The sequence below is a fragment of the Vibrio sp. E150_011 genome (assembly GCF_053544015.1).
In genome coordinates, this window is the sequence record NZ_JBHFOL010000001.1 from 333,931 (window position 1) to 349,918 (window position 15,988).

The 15,988-nt window shown below is 42.1% G+C and carries 16 protein-coding genes; 8 read left to right on the plus strand and 8 right to left on the minus strand.

What is annotated here, in order from left to right; genetic code table 11:
* The first annotated feature begins 12 nt into the window (after nt 1-12).
* Nucleotides 13-300, plus strand: coding sequence for a DUF134 domain-containing protein (locus ACE1OE_RS01360; RefSeq protein WP_102469515.1), 288 nt, complete (start codon nt 13-15; stop codon nt 298-300).
* Nucleotides 301-353: 53 nt separating this feature from the next.
* Here the strand turns inward: ACE1OE_RS01360 and ACE1OE_RS01365 are convergent, their stop codons facing one another.
* The 4 genes from ACE1OE_RS01365 to ACE1OE_RS01380 all read right to left on the minus strand — a co-directional run bounded on the left by ACE1OE_RS01365 (nt 354) and on the right by ACE1OE_RS01380 (nt 3,710).
* On the minus strand, nt 354-824 hold the full coding sequence (locus ACE1OE_RS01365; RefSeq protein ID WP_449209831.1) for a NifB/NifX family molybdenum-iron cluster-binding protein: 471 nt from the start codon (nt 822-824) through the stop codon (nt 354-356).
* 272 nt (nt 825-1,096) lie between these two features.
* A complete protein-coding gene (locus ACE1OE_RS01370) occupies nt 1,097-1,495 on the minus strand; it encodes a MaoC family dehydratase (protein ID WP_449209832.1) in 399 nt (132 codons plus the stop codon).
* Nucleotides 1,485-3,260: a class I poly(R)-hydroxyalkanoic acid synthase gene (gene phaC, locus ACE1OE_RS01375; RefSeq protein WP_449209833.1), complete on the minus strand. Its 1,776-nt coding sequence runs from the start codon at nt 3,258-3,260 to the stop codon at nt 1,485-1,487. The genes ACE1OE_RS01370 and phaC overlap by 11 nt, the downstream gene beginning before the upstream one ends.
* A 99-nt stretch (nt 3,261-3,359) precedes the next feature.
* A complete protein-coding gene (locus ACE1OE_RS01380; protein WP_102469519.1) occupies nt 3,360-3,710 on the minus strand; it encodes a phasin family protein in 351 nt (116 codons plus the stop codon).
* Between the two features lie 776 nt (nt 3,711-4,486).
* Here ACE1OE_RS01380 and ACE1OE_RS01385 point away from each other — a divergent pair.
* The 6 genes from ACE1OE_RS01385 (at nt 4,487) to ACE1OE_RS01410 (ending at nt 12,337) form a co-directional block, all read left to right on the plus strand.
* Nucleotides 4,487-5,134, plus strand: coding sequence for a TetR/AcrR family transcriptional regulator (locus ACE1OE_RS01385; protein WP_449209834.1), 648 nt, complete (start codon nt 4,487-4,489; stop codon nt 5,132-5,134).
* Nucleotides 5,135-5,286: 152 nt separating this feature from the next.
* Nucleotides 5,287-7,569, plus strand: a complete 2,283-nt coding sequence (locus ACE1OE_RS01390; RefSeq protein WP_449209835.1) for an acyl-CoA dehydrogenase — start codon at nt 5,287-5,289, stop codon at nt 7,567-7,569.
* Nucleotides 7,570-8,118: 549 nt separating this feature from the next.
* Complete coding sequence (locus ACE1OE_RS01395) at nt 8,119-8,880, plus strand: SDR family NAD(P)-dependent oxidoreductase (RefSeq protein ID WP_372060052.1); 762 nt, start codon at nt 8,119-8,121, stop codon at nt 8,878-8,880.
* Nucleotides 8,881-9,085: 205 nt separating this feature from the next.
* Nucleotides 9,086-9,604 carry a porin family protein gene (locus ACE1OE_RS01400; RefSeq protein WP_449209836.1) on the plus strand — a complete coding sequence of 173 codons (519 nt, stop codon included), beginning with the start codon at nt 9,086-9,088 and terminating at the stop codon, nt 9,602-9,604.
* A gap of 110 nt (nt 9,605-9,714) precedes the next feature.
* Nucleotides 9,715-10,653 (plus strand): LysR family transcriptional regulator, encoded by a 939-nt coding sequence (locus ACE1OE_RS01405; RefSeq protein WP_449209837.1) that lies wholly within the window; start codon nt 9,715-9,717, stop codon nt 10,651-10,653.
* A gap of 199 nt (nt 10,654-10,852) precedes the next feature.
* Complete coding sequence (locus ACE1OE_RS01410; RefSeq protein ID WP_449209838.1) at nt 10,853-12,337, plus strand: peptide MFS transporter; 1,485 nt, start codon at nt 10,853-10,855, stop codon at nt 12,335-12,337.
* Here ACE1OE_RS01410 and ACE1OE_RS01415 read toward each other — a convergent pair.
* Nucleotides 12,334-12,549, minus strand: a complete 216-nt coding sequence (locus ACE1OE_RS01415) for a hypothetical protein (protein WP_449209839.1) — start codon at nt 12,547-12,549, stop codon at nt 12,334-12,336. The genes ACE1OE_RS01410 and ACE1OE_RS01415 overlap by 4 nt on opposite strands.
* Before the next feature lie 408 nt (nt 12,550-12,957).
* Entirely contained in the window at nt 12,958-13,608 is a 651-nt protein-coding gene (locus ACE1OE_RS01420; RefSeq protein WP_449209840.1) for a potassium channel family protein, read from the minus strand.
* A 144-nt stretch (nt 13,609-13,752) separates the two neighbouring features.
* On the opposite strand from ACE1OE_RS01420, the gene ACE1OE_RS01425 reads away from it, so the two are divergent.
* Complete coding sequence (locus ACE1OE_RS01425; RefSeq protein WP_449209841.1) at nt 13,753-15,003, plus strand: patatin-like phospholipase family protein; 1,251 nt, start codon at nt 13,753-13,755, stop codon at nt 15,001-15,003.
* Nucleotides 15,004-15,212: 209 nt separating this feature from the next.
* On the opposite strand, the gene ACE1OE_RS01430 is transcribed toward ACE1OE_RS01425, so the two are convergent.
* Nucleotides 15,213-15,434, minus strand: a complete 222-nt coding sequence (locus ACE1OE_RS01430; RefSeq protein WP_449209842.1) for a hypothetical protein — start codon at nt 15,432-15,434, stop codon at nt 15,213-15,215.
* Between the two features lie 26 nt (nt 15,435-15,460).
* The gene (locus ACE1OE_RS01435) at nt 15,461-15,901 is read right to left on the minus strand and encodes a hypothetical protein (RefSeq protein ID WP_372060058.1); all 441 of its coding nucleotides are present in this window, start codon (nt 15,899-15,901) and stop codon (nt 15,461-15,463) included.
* Nucleotides 15,902-15,988: the final 87 nt, after the last annotated feature.

The following is a 15,988-nucleotide window of genomic DNA, read 5'->3' on the forward strand; positions in this document are numbered from 1 at the left end:
TAGAGAATAAAATTGGCACGACCTAAAAAACAACGACGGATCTGCAGCCATGCCCCCTACCAATGCTTCAAACCTAATGGCATTGAACTAAGCGCATTGACCCAGATTGACCTCATGCCTGATGAGTTAGAAGCGTTACGTTTAGCCGACCAAGAAGGATTGAGCCAACTAGAAGCGGCAACGAAAATGAATGTATCTCGGCAGACATTTGGAAATATTGTCAATTCAGCTCGGCATAAGGTAGCGCTATGTTTAGTGAATGGACATGCCTTGATGATGCACCATCAAAACCACGAGTAGGTACTCCCTACCCGAGTCACCGCTCAACTCGTTGGCGATCACCTGCGAGTCACTCATTTTGTATCGCTTTCAATTTTTAACACCTTCTTAAGTTTTGACATCGTTCGCGGCGCTAAGCGATTATTCAGTGTTGATAAAGGTTGATAGCAAGAAGACTGATGGCAAGATGGCGCTTTCTTAGGATGCCGATTGGAGCGCTTGCCGTAACTCACTTCCGTGACAAGAGATAACTGTTTTGGGTGTAGTGTCGTGATGCCTTGTTGGCGATTCGCGCTATAGACACCAATACCATCTTTAAAGAGAGCACTTAACATGTTCTGCCCAATGTTTCGTACAATAACAGCGTCAACGTGGTAGTGATTCAACACTGTTAACCACTTTTCTTTTTTCCCACATGAGTCTGCATCAAGGTTTAGGCTAACGATTTGATCGGTTTCTCTACAGTCGTCAATAATTTTTAATGCCTTCGCTCGTGCAAAATGACTCGATAAATTACCATTGCTAATTGGTATTGCATAAATCATATTCTGTCCTTTTTCCTTAAAAGATAACGACAAAAATACGCTTATTATTGGCATATGCCAATAATTAATTTTCAAGACTGTCTAAAATACATTCATTCTAGGGTCTGTAAAGGGCGATGCTCAACATGATAATTTCACATAAAAACAAGTAGATAATGGGCTCTAGTTAAACCGCATCACCATAAAAAAAGACTAAGCCATTAGACTTAGTCTTTTCAAACAATTCGCGACCTGAACTAACAAGAGAGTTCTATTGCCTACTGGTTAGGACGTTAGTTAGGAAGCATCACGGTCGCTTCACCTTGTATTGCCACTTGGCCTTCTTCCGTAGTGACTTCTGTCGCCAAGGTAACGATCGGTTTATCTTCTCGGATATGTGTCACCTCTACACGAGCTGTGACAGTCTCTCCTACTCGGATTGGACAGGTGAACTTAAGCGTCTGTCCCAAATAAATCGCCCCCGGACCCGGAAGTTTTGATGCGAGTAGGCCTGAGACCAAACTTGCCGCTAACATACCATGCACAATCGGTACTTCAAATGGCGTCATCGCCGCAAAAGCTTCATCCAAATGCACGGGGTTATAATCTTCAGCGAGAGACGCAAAGGCTTCAACTTCGGCCTTGCCCAACGTTTTAGTAATGCTCGTGTGTTGACCGACCTCAAGCGACATTTTTGTTCTCCTCACTCTGTGCATCCGCACTATTTGCAAGCACATCTTCAATACGCTGTTTTACATACGAACCTGGAGCATCGAGTTCGCCCACTAACGTTCTTGGCTCCAACTTCTCTGAGAAATTACGCTCATCAAGCCATTCTTGCCAATGAGGCCACCACGAGCCGGTATTTTTCTTCGCTTTCTCTAACCAGGTATCCGCGTCAGTTTTCACATTTGGATTGGTCCAAAAGCCATACTTGGTTGAATTGGCATGATTCATTGGGCCGGCAATGTGGCCACTTTCCGCTAAAACAAACGTGCTCTGCCCACCCAATAATTCAGTGCCTTTATACGTCCCTTTCCAGAGCGCAATATGATCTTCAATCGCAGAGAGGAAATAAATCGACGACTTAACTTTACTTAGGTCGATGCCCACTCCGTCAATTTGGATAGCATTTGGTTGGCTGAGCTTATTTTCTAGATAAAACTGGCGAAGCATTTGATTGTGGCACGCGGCCGGGACATTCGTGTTATCACAGTTCCAATGCAGTAGATCGAAAGCTACCGGCTTCTCACCTTTTAGGTAATTCGTTACATAGTAATTCCAGTACAAGCTATTTTCACGCAGTAAGCTGAATGATACCGCCATCTGTCTGCCATCCATGTAACCCTTCATAGAGTTTTGCGATTCAATCGCAGAGATCATGGCGTCATTGATGAAAATACCCAGTTCACCAGGTTGCTTGAAATCTAAAATCGTGGTCAGTAACGTAGCGGATTTAATGCGTTGCTTGCGTTTTTTACCCGCCATGTATGCCATGGTTACCGTCAGTAAAGTTCCGCCGATACAATAACCTAAACCATTAACTTCTCGCTCACCTGTCACTGATTCAATCGCATCGAGAGCAGGGATGAGCCCGTCCGTAACATAGGTGCCAAAATCCGATTCGCTGTAGCTTTCATCTGGATTTATCCAGGACACCATAAAGACGGTATGACCTTGGTCAACTAACCACTTCACGAACGAGCGTTTTTCGCTCAAGTCCATAATGTAATACTTGTTCACGAAAGGTGGAACAATCATCATTGGTCGTTTATACACCTTTTCGGTTGTCGGCTGATACTGTATCAACTCGAACATGTGATTTTTAAAAACCACTTTCCCTGGTGTAGCCGCAATGTTCTCACCAAGCGTAAATGCTTCGGCATCGGTCATACGAATGTTCAACATATCGACGCTTCGCGTCATATCTTCTTGGAGTTGCTCTAGACCTTTTATCAAGTTAGAACCATTGGATTCCAGAGTTAACTTCATGATTTCCGGGTTTGTCGTCACAAAGTTACTTGGCGACATCGCATTCAAAAATTGACGAGAAAAAAACTCGAGACGCTCTTTTGCATCTGGATCAAGATCATCAGTATCATCAATGGTTTTTTGAACGGACTCACACACTAATTTGTAGCTTTCTTTGATATAGTGATACAGCGGATTTGAAGCCCAACTTTCATCTTTAAATCGCGGGTCCTTTTCCGGTGCATTCGGGCTACCAGCGCCTAAGATACAGTCATTAAAGAGATTGATTTGTTGGTTCCACCAATTCATCTGCTGCTCTAATACCGTTGTCGGGTTATTGGTCACTGAATGTGCCAATGCACTCCAATCTTCAACTTGTGATTTAAAGATTGTCGATTGAGTCGGCTTTTGGAAGGCACCGAGCCAGCTTTCACTTGCCTGAAAGTAACTGTTTATAATGTCTTGAAAGGGTGGTTTATTGTTCATCATCTCATCCCTGTACTGTGAATGAAGTCGCGGTCATCGATAATCAGCAATAAGCGAACTAGCAAGCTCATTGACTAACAAAAGTGACCGCCTTTAGTCTTATTTGCTTTTTGCGGTGTTGATTGTAGTCGCTGAAATTTCATCAACAGCGGCTTTAAACTCATTACCGATTTCGCTAAGTTTTTGACCATCTTCAAGCAAGCGCTGGCTCACTTTAGTCATGATTTCAAGCTGTTTACTACCGTGATTAGCAAGGTCTTGCGGCTGTTTAATCGCAACGAGGCTTTGCAAGTTTTCATTTGAAAGCTCGCTGTACGCTGTGAGTGTTTCTAGTTGCATTTTCGACAAGGTTTCCATGTTTTTGGCAACCAGTGAGCCAAAGTTTGCGAATGGATTAATGACGGTTTGTAGTTGTGCGTTTACTGCTTCGAATGCTGCTTGGTTAGACATAGTATGTTCCTTTTTTAATATGGCCCGAGGCGTACCTGCGAAGCTCCAAATGACTTTATTAATGTTCATTGATTTAAATCAATGAATATTCAAACAAGCGTTTGAATATGGCCATTCTGTACAAAGCACTTGGTTTTGTCACCACAAATAATTGCCATAAAATAATGGAATAAGTTCAAAAACCTTAAATTCCCGTTTGAAATAATAAGCAGCCCACCAGATTGATGTATGACTAACAAGGGGTTGAGTATGAACTTGGTGGCATTTCATGTTTGAATATTTGTATATGCAACTGATAGGGATGTTTTAAAAATAAAACATTGATCACAAATTAATATGTACCACCAATTATTTCTCATAATTTATATCCATGAATAGCAATTGAACATATATAAAAACCCAATACCAGACCAGCCAATACATTCGAAATGCAGATAACCAAACACCAACGCATAAATTATTCGCATGGCCAACTTACCTAAAAACAAGTCATACACCCTGGTTATTATTTGATCGACAATTAAAAACACATTGTATACACAATCAAAGAAACACCTTCAAGACACTGTTTTTAAAAGATTATTTTAATTAACCGTAAATAACTCAATTTAATTTAAAAATATTTTATAGATAAAAACACTTATGTTTCATATAGTTAATCGTTAAATAAAATCGACACCTCTTGTTAAATTTAAAAATATGATGTTAATCACTTGTTGTGTTAATTTTTAACCGATAGTATTAAAACGAGTGTTTAATACAGGTGTTTTAATTGCATGGAATATAAAACAGAAACAAGAGATAAAATTTTAGATGTCGCTGAGGCTTTATTTACTGAACATGGATATAAAGGAACATCATTACGTACTCTAACCAGTAAGGCTAAAGTCAACGTAGCTTCAGTTAACTACCATTTTGGTGATAAAAAGAGTTTGATCCGTCAATTACTCAATCGCTACTTAAGCGAATTGATGCCAGCAATTAACAAGTCGTTGCTCTGTTTAAATCAAAGGGAAAGCTACAATCTTGATGATGTATTCCATGCAATCAAGGCACCGTTGTGTTCATTAAATAACATCAAGGCTAACGGCATGAACCGCTTCTTATTGCTCCTGAGTAAAGGCTACTCCGATATTCAAGGGCACTTACGTTGGTTCATTTTAACTCGATATAAAAGCACCTTAGACCTTTTTGTCGAATCCGTCCGCTCGTGTTGCGACGGCATCGATGACGCTGAGTTATTTTGGCGCCTTCATTTTTCTCTGGGTACCTTTATTTTTGCCATCGGTTCGAGTAAGGCACTCACCGAAATCGCATCCAGTACATTTGATCAACATGACGCGGACGTTGAAGCCATCATCGATCGCCTCATCCCTTATCTGTCTGCAGGTGTTTTAGCGCCTTCCGATATAGGGAAGCGCTAAATGCACTCAACATACACATTCACTTTAAACCAATGTGCATCAACTCGTGGTCCGTTTTTAAGCCCCTATGCACCTTTACCCCCCTGCGCTAGCGCATACACATTCGCTCTAGTCATAAACAATGACTCAATTGAACACAAGGAACAGTACTTATGAGTTTCATCAGCCAAAAATTAATCAGTGAACCTGCATTTAGCTTGTTTAAAAAAGTACTTCCACCTCTTTCCGCTACCGAAAGAGAGGCAATGGAAGCGGGCAGCGTATGGTGGGACGGTGAACTATTTTCTGGTAACCCTGATTTCTCGACCCTTCATCAGTATCCAAAACCGACACTGACACAAGAAGAACAATCATTCATCGATAACGAGCTTGAAACCCTACTGTCGATGCTTGATGATCATAAAATGGTCAAAGAAGATCGCGATCTCCCTGCCGAGGTATGGGCATATCTGCGCAAAGAGCGCTTCTTCTCTCTCATCATTTCTAAAGACTATGGTGGCCGTCATTTTTCTGCACTGGCTAACTCGACCATCGTATCTAAGATTGCATCGCGTAGTATGAATGCCGCGATTACCGTTATGGTCCCCAACTCACTTGGGCCAGGCGAACTCCTGTCTCATTACGGTACACAAGAACAAAAAGATTATTGGTTACCACGCCTCGCCAACGGTACGGATACACCGTGCTTCGCACTTACGGGGCCAGAAGCGGGCTCTGACGCTGGTGGCATTCCGGATACTGGAACGGTTTGTTACGGCATGCACGAAGGTCAAGAAGTACTCGGTATTCGTCTAAGCTGGAATAAACGCTATATCACATTGGCGCCTGTTGCGACGGTAATGGGGCTCGCGTTTAAGTTACAAGATCCTGAGCAGCTATTGGGTGATAAAAAAGACATTGGCATTACCTGTGCGTTAATTCCAACTGACCACGATGGCGTTATCATTGGGGAACGCCATGACCCGATGCACCTTGCTTTTATGAACGGTACTATTCGCGGTAAGGACGTATTTATCCCGATGGATTGGCTAATAGGTGGTGCAAACTACGCCGGTCGTGGCTGGAGAATGTTAGTAGAATGTCTATCGGCTGGGCGTGGCATCTCACTTCCAGCACTTGGCACAGCCGTTGGTCATTTAACAGCACGAACAACCGGTGCTTATGCTTATGTGCGTAAACAGTTCGGGATGTCGATTGGTAAATTTGAAGGTGTCGCAGAGGCTATGGGTCGCATCGGGGGTATGACATATCTTCTTGAAGCCAACCGCACCCTGACTACGACATCATTGGATATGGGCGAAACCCCAGGAATCGTTACCGCCATTGCTAAATACCACATGACGGAAATCTCACGAACTATCCTAAATGATTCAATGGATATTCATGCTGGCCGCGCTATCCAATGTGGTCCAATGAATTACCTCGCTTCCCCATATATGTTCATGCCAGTCTCTATTACTGTAGAGGGGGCGAATATACTCACACGTAACCTTATGATCTTTGGTCAAGGGGCAACACGTTGTCATCCTTATGTCTTACAAGAGATGGAAGCGGCGGCCAATCCTAACCACGAAGAAGGTGTAAAAGCTTTCGATAACTTATTGTTCAAGCACATCGGTCATGCCACGAAAAACTCCATAGGCGGTTTGTTTGCTGCCCTAACTGGCTCCGCATTTACGTCTTCTCCTGTTAGCGGTGAAACGGCACGTCATTATAAGAGCTTAAAGCGTTTAAGTAAGGCATTAGCAGTGAGTGCTGACTTTGCAATGCTCACTCTTGGCGGGCAACTAAAGCGTAAAGAGTTGATTTCAGCTCGATTAGGCGATGGTTTGGCGTACCTGTACTTGGTTTCAGCCGTACTGAAAAAATTCCATGATGAGGGACAACCAGCCGCCGATCTTGATTATGTGCATTATGCCGCCGAGCATTGTTTCTACCACGCCGCTAAGTCGTTAAACGAAGCCTATCGCAATTTCTCAAGCGGGTTTGCCGGAAAAACACTGAAGGCACTGCTATTCCCAATTGGCAATCACTTCAAACAGCCGGCTGACAGCTTAAGTCTTAAGATTGCTGAAAAGCTGATGATCCCGGGGGAAGACCGTGATCGTCTAACGCACCTTTGCTATATCGGTGAACATGAGGATGACAACGTCGGTATTATGGAACGAGCATTCATCGCGATGTATAACATAAGAGATCTCGAAGCAAAGCTCTTTAAAGGTGTCAAAGCAGGGAAAGTTGCGAAAAAAGGATTACTTTTCGATCGACTACAGCAAGCATTAGAAGCCGACGTTTTGACCCAAGAAGAAGTGGATAAGATCGTTGCTGCTGATGCACTGCGTTATCGTGCTATTCAGGTCGATCACTTTAGCCATGATATGAAGCAAACCCTGACGAATGAGCCAGATTCACAGGACCTGACTCGCGTCGCGTAATAGCAGCTCTTCTATCATTCTATAGTGAAAGTTAAGCACCTCTTCTTACCCCAGTGATGATTTTACATCTCATTGGGGTAATTTTACCCTCAATTTAAACAAACATTCCCTGAGCAAATATCATTGTCATTTCACCTTTTTTGCCTCCTTCAAGCAAATTTCTATCTTTGAATCGCTCTATGCTAAATCAACGTAGTTTAAAAAATCATTGGCAAAATAGTGAAAACAAGGGTGACACCGACTCTCCAAGATGAAAATGCCGAGTGGTAAGACCAGACTAAAATAATGAGTCGCGCCAATGCTTGCTCATTAGGTCCAGTACAAACACGCCCTCAACGTCTAAAATTTTTGCTTTTCACTGAACGTTTTGTGCTTACACTTAAATAGTCACTCGCCATTATGTCTAAATAATTTCTTCTTCTTATGTTATTTAGCAAATAAATAAACAGTGCCGAGATATAACGAAATTCAAACAAAAAATTATTCTAATAATAATTGTCTCCAAAACATACAGTGAGACTCAGCAACTCAATAACCAAAGGAAGATTCATGAATATTAAAGATTCTGTTGTCGTCATCACAGGTGGCGCACAAGGCCTTGGCTTTGCTACAGCGAACATGCTCTCTAAAGCAGGCGCACACATTGCTATCATTGACAGCAATGAAGAACAACTGGTCTCTGCGGCTGCCGATCTTCAAGCAAACGGCACCAAAATAGGCACCTACTGCGCCAATATTACCGATGAAGCCGCAACCGTTAATGTCTTCAACGAAATATTAAATGACTTTAACAAAGTCAATGTTTTGATTAACAACGCCGGTATATTGCGCGATGGTTTGATGATAAAAGCAAAAGACGGAGAAATATTAAACGAGATGTCGCTTGAACAATTTAATGCCGTGATTAATGTGAATCTAAGTGGCACATTTTTGTGCGGTAGAGAAGCAGCAAAAGCGATGATTCGCTCCAATCAACAAGGCGTGATTATCAATATTTCATCTGTCGCACGTGATGGCAATATGGGTCAAAGCAACTACAGTGCTGCAAAAGCCGGCGTCGCATCATTGGCCATGGTTTGGGCAAAAGAACTGTCTCGTTATAACATCCGCGCCGCCGCTATCGCGCCAGGGGCTTGCTACAGCGCAATGACAGCGTCAATGAAGCCTGAAGCACTGACTCGCCTCGAGCAGATGGCACCGGTTAAACGTCTTGGCCAAGACGTTGAAATCGCAAAATCCGCGCAGTTCATCATTGAAAACGATTTTTACAACGGCAAAGTGCTGGCAGTTGATGGTGGGTTGGTACTTTAAAGCCTCAATACCGCGTAATGTAGTGACCGATTAGCGTTGCCGTTATAGCAACGCTTTCCTCGTAATAAGCAATACTTATCTAATGATTAACACTTAATAATTAGAATCAACATACCTACCTGGTTAGTATTTATCGCATTCCACGGATGAGAACCAGAACAAACGGATGTTAACGAAAAGTTACCTTATTACGAGAAACCTTATTGTGAAAAAGATCCTACTTGCAACCACGATTTCAGCACTTTCATTTACGGCATTCGCAAATAGCGATTATTCAGGTCATCGTATCGGCGCCGGTATCAACAACCTATCATTTAGCGATTCTGGCTATACATACAAAATGGGCACAGGGTTTAAATTAGAGTACGGTTATGACTTCAACCGCATCGTTAGTGCAAACGCATCCTATACAATGAACAGCGATTCTGACCACGGTATCGATATTGACTTTAATGCTTTTAATATTGATACCGACATTGGTTATGCCTTTGATCTCGACAACGTTTGGGTTAAGCCATACGGCGCGATAGGCTTGTCCAATGCCAACGCTAAGTTGTCTTTTGCAGGAATGAGTGATTCAGAACGTGAAACCAACCTCTATCTCGGTATTGGTGTTAGAGCTCAATTCAACATGGGTCTCTATACGGATCTACGAGCTAACATAGGTTCCCACGAGGGATTAGACGCTGACCACCTCTCGTTAACTGTTGGTTATCGTTTTTAGTACCTCACAACTTAAGCGATTTTCTTATAGCCAGCTTTTCACTGCTGGCTACTTGACATGCCTTTATTAAATTCGCTAAATAGTATATCCCCTATTAACAGGTTACGAGAGTGGCGAAAAATCGATTTTCTAATTTAGATTTAAATTTATTGCGTGTCTTTAAGGTTCTACATGAAGAGAAAAACATGGGAAAAGCCTCAAAACGACTCTTCGTTTCCCAACCGGCAGTCAGCCAGTCTCTCCAAAAACTGCGCCATCAATTCGATGACCCACTTTTCGTTAAAGTAAAAACCGGCCTAGAATCTACTGCATATGCAGATAACCTTGCTAAAGCACTGATTCCATTAATGTATGACGTAGAGAAAGTCGTTAATGCCTCAGATCACTTTGACCCTCACCTTCTAGACGATGAAGTGACCATTGCTGTCTCTCCGTTTTTTGTATCTTCGATCTCAGGACTCCTATTTCGCTATTTTCAACATCATGCTCCCTATTTAAAAATTGACGTGTGCTCTTGGGGTGAAAAAACGATCGAACGAATTGAGAGTGGGGAGATTTTATTTGGCATTAACTCACGTTTATCACACGTTCCATCAACGCTGACATCGCAATTATTGGATACTGTTGATGCCGCCGTTTTAGTCCGTAAGAATCACCCACTTTGCGGGAGTCCGGTAACCCTCGAAAATTTATCTCTTTACCCTTTGGCACAACTCACGATCAATGATTTCAGCAAACAAATTAGCCCTGCTGTCAATATCTTAGGCGAGCACGGATTCACTCTCGATGTAGGGTTTCGATCCGAATATCCATTAGTGCTGCTAGACGTTATCAAGCATTCCGATATGTTTATGACGACCAGTGAATACTTCCCTATTCAAGATCACAATGACTTCACTTTACTTACCGCAGACGTAACTGAACAACAATATCTCGTACAAACCATCAGCTACTATCACAAACGACATGAACACAGCGCGTTGTTAGCGTGGCTAAACCAATGTTTCACAGAGATTTTTGTTCAAAGTAAAATTCATAGCAATAAATAAGAACATCGTCATCGTGCTTCTTGTTAGAGTGATTCCGAAAATTTATCGAAGATAACAAATTAAACTAACGCTTTGGATTAGAATTTCTCGTGCTTCACGTCCACAGTATATCGACCCACATCAATATGTAACATATCTTGTCTGTTATTATAAATCTGGTTTTAAAAACCAGTTTTATTTTAAAGTTAAGGATTTTATTATGTGGAACAAGCTCAATAAATCCATGATGTTCTGTCAGATGATGTTTGGTCTGTCGTTCTATGGTGTCATGGTCATTCTCACGCGATTTTTCTTAGAAAACTTGGGATACAGCGAAGCTGATACGATGATGGTTGTAGGTGCTTTCTCATCCATTGGGCCGTTATTTGCCATTGCCGGCGGCTTTATTGCCGATAAATTCTTAGGCGCCTATCGGTCTCTCACCATTGCTTACTTTGGTTTCAGTGCAGGTTATGTACTATTGGTGCTTGGTGCCTCTACCGTCAATATACCCATGAGTCTCGCGGGTATCGCCTTAGCAAGTTATGCACGTGGCTTAATGTCCCCTTCTTATCCTAGCCTTTATAAGCGCACGTTCAAAAGCCAAGAAGATTTCGAAAACGGTTACCCTGTTAATTATTCTGTCAACAATGTAGGTGCCTTACTCGGTCAATACCTGTTCCCAATGTTTGTTCTTGTCATTGGCTTCTACGGCAGTTTCCTTTTATCAGGGATCTTAGCCTTTGCCGCTTTATGCATGCTCATCATGTTCCGCAAGCAATTGCAAGGAGTAGGCGCAGAGATAGACCAAGCCCCCGTATCAACAAAAAATTGGCTGTTATTTAGTGTGACATCATTAGCCATGATTGGCATGGTATTTTTCATGTTTTCTAATATGGATATTGGTAAGAACATTGTTTACGCGATTGGACTTGCCGCGATTGGATACTTCATATCATTAATGTTAAAAGCCGAAAAAGCCGATGCGTTACGTATGGGCACTATCCTCATTGTCACCGCACTTACGACCGCTTTTTTCGTCTATTACGGGCAAATGATGACGTCGATGACGATGGTAACGATCAACACAATGCGCGGTGATCTATTTGGCCTTATCCCAATCGCACCAGAGGCATCTATGTCGATGAACCCATTGTGGTGTATTGTCGCTGGACCGGTTATTGCCGCAACATTCTCTGGTTTGGAAAAGCGTAACATTCACTTCACCACCGCGACTAAAATTGGGTTTTCGTTTATCTTAACGGCCATTGCGTTTGGTATTCTCGCGTTTGCCGTTAAGAATGTGGGAGACAGTGTCATCATTCGTCCTGAAGTGTTCTTGGTTATTCATTTCTTCCAAGCGTTTGCAGAGGTCATTGTTGGCTCATTAGTGGTGGCATTCATTTTATCGGTGGCACCAAAGCACATCGAAAACTTCTCAGTGAGCTTGTTTTCGGTCGCTATTGCCTTGTCTGGTATCGTAGGCGCGGTTTTCTCTACCTCGATTGCGGCAGAAAAAGGACAAGAAATCACACAAGAATTTGTGCAGAAAGTATATGGTGACTACTTCTCTATGTTGACAATCCTTGCGGTTGTCATGGTTGGCATCGCATTTGTTGCTTCTGCTGCCATTCGCAAGATGCTTGCTGCCGCAAACCAGCAACAAGCTAAAAATGACATTGAACTAACCAACGCCGAAGGCTAGCGTTGATTCTTGAACCCCACTTGAAGTGGGGTTCTTTGTATCGTCCGTAACATCATTTGAGCCATGCTAAGGCTAACCATCGCAATAAAACTACCCGCAACAAATACGATAGCGCTCATCGCATACACAATCGAACCACACGCAAAAATGATAGACATAAGGTTGTGAAATATCGCGTAGAGACTATGCTTACTGGCTTTTACGGAGCTCATCGTCGCACCTCATCACCGCAACCGCAGAATTTTGTGGCGTATGTACCGTTGGATTTAAAAGTAATGCCATTGTAAATGGGTGATCTGGCTCGATTAAAAGTATCGCCCGGCGACAGCGACGTAACATTGCTATCTTGGGGAAAAAAATCCGCCCTTCCATGAGGGAAGCCACGGTGAACGTAATACATATTGGTTCCTGTCAACTAACTATTATTTAAGAGGTATTGATATTAACGCATTAGCAATCAAGAATTATCATAGAGCACTATGCGTTGGATAAAAATTAAATAAACCATTTTTTTCATATAGTTGCAGGCTATTCTTATAAAAAAATTATCATTACGTTTCGTCGCGATGGCCACCTGACCTCATCCATCGCCAAAGAATATCGTATCAAATTAGCTTGCGTTACCTTTCTCTGGCGTTGACCAACCCAGAAACAACAACCGCCATGTAAAATACCCCTGTAATCGCTTGAAGATAAACGACGACCTCCGCCAAAGGGCTGTTTGGACTGTAATCTCCATAACCCAAAGTGGTTAGCGTGACAAAACTAAAATAGGTCATCTCAGAGAAGTTATTGCCCCAAGAACTAGCCGGTTCTACGCCCAAAATAGCGTTGGGGTTGACTTCGAGTATGAGTAGGTAGAGTGCAGCCCAGCCCAGACCCATGACCAGAAAAAGTGCGATAGAACCGATGAGCTTATTGTTGTCGATACGATCCGAAAGTAAAATATGATGGGCAGTAGAATGGAAGACGCCATAAAAAAATGCCAACATAAGAATTAGCATAGAGGTATTCGCGAGCTCTGATCCTGAAAACGTGTGAATGATAATTACCCCAGTCATCAATACACTGATTGTGACAAGGTAAATGTACCACTTCTGACTAAACTTCATACTCATTAAGCAAATCACGAAACTATTTAGCAGCACAGGCTTCAATAGAAACTCTAACTCTGCTCCTGCGATTTCCTTCACAACCGCCCCTATCACCAAAATGAGAATAAGTGAAAGCGTAAAGTAAATAAAATTGTTTTGATCACTGATTCTCACCACTTGATTCACCCTCTACAATGTTGGATCTAACACTCTGTTTATTCGTCATAATTGCAATGTTGTTGTCTATTTTCTTAGGCAACGACTAATCTTATATTTAGATGACTATAAGATTAGTCTAATTATGATGGGAAAGACCTCGCAATGCAGAAGATAGCCATTATCGTTATATCTTTGATTCTTATCGGGTGCTCGAGTAGCCCCCATACAGAATCACTACGAGTAGATGAATCTAATTATTTAAAAGCGCAAATCGGTCCCCTTGAACACGTCGTCGATTTGGAAAACGAGCCTTATCGCTTTTGGGGTGACGAAGTCCCCTCAAATCTAAAAACGTTCCCCAAACAAGGGATTGATCAGAAAACGATCGAAACGTTGAAAAACTCACCGAGCACTCCCAAGGTAATAGGGAGCCAATTTAATGTTCTCGTTCTCTCTGGAGGGGGTCCCCGAGGTGCCTTTGGCGCAGGCGTGATAAATGGTTTGCGTGATCAAGGTGAGTTACCTGAATTCTCTCTAATAACAGGCGTCAGTGCGGGTGCGCTGATTGCGCCGTTCGTGTATGTCGGTGGAGACAAATATCACGAATTAAGAGACGTCATGCTCGGCCTTGACGACAGTATGATGCTGGGAGGCACAAGTATCCTTCAAGTACTATTTGGTGATGCTTTTTCTGAAGGAAACAGTTTCTACCAAATGGTTCAAAAAACCTATGATGATGATTTTATAGACCAAATAGCCAAGCAACACATGACCGGAAAAAGGATGCTGATCGGCACTACTCACTTTGATTCAGGTAGACAGATGATATGGAACATAGGTCGTATAGCTAACAGTGATTTGCCGAACAAAAATGAGCTCATCCGTCAAATATTCGCTGCCAGCTCTTCGATACCCGGTGTTTTCCCGCCTCAATTTGTCCCTGTTACCGTAAACGGGAAAGCACTTGAAGAAATGCACGTCGATGGGGGGTTGTCCAGTCAGCTATTCTTTGACCCAGTGGGCTTTGACTTCACAAAATTGGTCCACGCGTTAGGGTATGACGAACCGCCACAGGTCTATATTATTCGAAATGGACGTTTAAAAGCAGAGTTTGAGTTTGTTTCCGATGATACCGTCAGCTTAGCCACCAGAAGTATTGATAATCTAGTGTTAGAACAAACTCGCGGAGATATCTTTAGAGAGATGTATGTGACAAAAAAAATTGGGGCAACATTATTCCTGACCTATGTTAATGATGACTTTACGGTTAAGCCTCAAGCCAGTAAGTTCTTTGATCCTGAGTATTTGAAAGCACTTTACCATTATGGTTACGAAAAGGCACAAAGCGAAAAAACCTGGGTAAGTGAGCTCCCATTATTGAGGTCACCGAGACCCGCAGAAACAACGCCTTGATATCAAAATAGACGTTACATTAAATGACTAACGCCACTCTCTTATTGGTATGAGAGTGGCGTCATTGTCTGGTTACACGCTTATGGTTGACAACGCTAGAGTGCCATTCCATAAAATCACGAATCCCTTTGCACAAAACCAAATATATTTAATCCTATCGCTATCCTAAAAAACTGGTAAGCAATAACAATTACAAGCAGTTACTTTGCTTATGTTTTATTGTGATTACGTTTATGCAATTCAGTATGCGCTGTCTTATGGTGGTGATGTGATGGCTTATGCGTGTTATGACCGCCGTGTAAGTGTCGATGTTCTTCACTGTCTTTCATTTGAAACTCTAGGTGGTCCTTGTTATGTTTATGCTCGTGTTCATCCCCGTATTCACGAACCATTTTTTCATGAGTTGCCATTTTAGTATGTTGTTTTGACATGATTAAATCTCTCTAATTGTATTCTATTATTTATATTCAACGACACGTGCAACGTAATCAGTCAGCTCAATATCACCGATACCGTGTTGAGATAACGACACTGAGAAGAAAGCCGGTTCATCTGCATTAATTTTTTCTTCAACCTGTTTAATCAATCCATCAAAGTTCGCGGTGCTGTTAACCGTGAATTCCTTCACTACTTCTAGACCGTTTGCCTTAGCTTCGTCTTTTGTAATGTAAGTATTATTAAAGCTAGCTGATAAGGTCTCAATACGATCCGTCACATTGAAGTTTTCATTGGAATCAGTCGTAATATAAGTATCGTCCGAAAGGTTAACCTCTTGCATGTCATTCATCGCTTGTTCCATTTTTTGATCGTTGTGGTCAACCGATGACATGTGTTGTAAAGATTCAGCATAAACGCCTGATGAAAAAACAAATAATACTGGTAGTAGATATTTAAACATAATTTTTCTCTTTTATTCATAAAATGCGATGGAGCTAATGTCTCATACACGGTTGGGTTAATAAATTGAACAAATCTAAAATGACTA

Excerpts from the sequence above, each read along its gene's own strand:
- ACE1OE_RS01435 (WP_372060058.1), bottom strand. The coding sequence starts at position 15,901 with ATGTTTAAATATCTACTACCAGTATTATTTGTTTTTTCATCAGGCGTT.
- phaC (WP_449209833.1), bottom strand. The coding sequence starts at position 3,260 with ATGAACAATAAACCACCCTTTCAAGACATTATAAACAGTTACTTTCAG.
- ACE1OE_RS01370 (WP_449209832.1), bottom strand. The coding sequence starts at position 1,495 with ATGTCGCTTGAGGTCGGTCAACACACGAGCATTACTAAAACGTTGGGC.
- ACE1OE_RS01430 (WP_449209842.1), bottom strand. The coding sequence starts at position 15,434 with ATGTCAAAACAACATACTAAAATGGCAACTCATGAAAAAATGGTTCGT.
- ACE1OE_RS01425 (WP_449209841.1), top strand. The coding sequence starts at position 13,753 with ATGCAGAAGATAGCCATTATCGTTATATCTTTGATTCTTATCGGGTGC.
- ACE1OE_RS01380 (WP_102469519.1), bottom strand. The coding sequence starts at position 3,710 with ATGTCTAACCAAGCAGCATTCGAAGCAGTAAACGCACAACTACAAACC.
- ACE1OE_RS01395 (WP_372060052.1), top strand. The coding sequence starts at position 8,119 with ATGAATATTAAAGATTCTGTTGTCGTCATCACAGGTGGCGCACAAGGC.
- ACE1OE_RS01410 (WP_449209838.1), top strand. The coding sequence starts at position 10,853 with ATGTGGAACAAGCTCAATAAATCCATGATGTTCTGTCAGATGATGTTT.
- ACE1OE_RS01390 (WP_449209835.1), top strand. The coding sequence starts at position 5,287 with ATGAGTTTCATCAGCCAAAAATTAATCAGTGAACCTGCATTTAGCTTG.
- ACE1OE_RS01415 (WP_449209839.1), bottom strand. The coding sequence starts at position 12,549 with ATGAGCTCCGTAAAAGCCAGTAAGCATAGTCTCTACGCGATATTTCAC.
- ACE1OE_RS01385 (WP_449209834.1), top strand. The coding sequence starts at position 4,487 with ATGGAATATAAAACAGAAACAAGAGATAAAATTTTAGATGTCGCTGAG.
- ACE1OE_RS01365 (WP_449209831.1), bottom strand. The coding sequence starts at position 824 with ATGATTTATGCAATACCAATTAGCAATGGTAATTTATCGAGTCATTTT.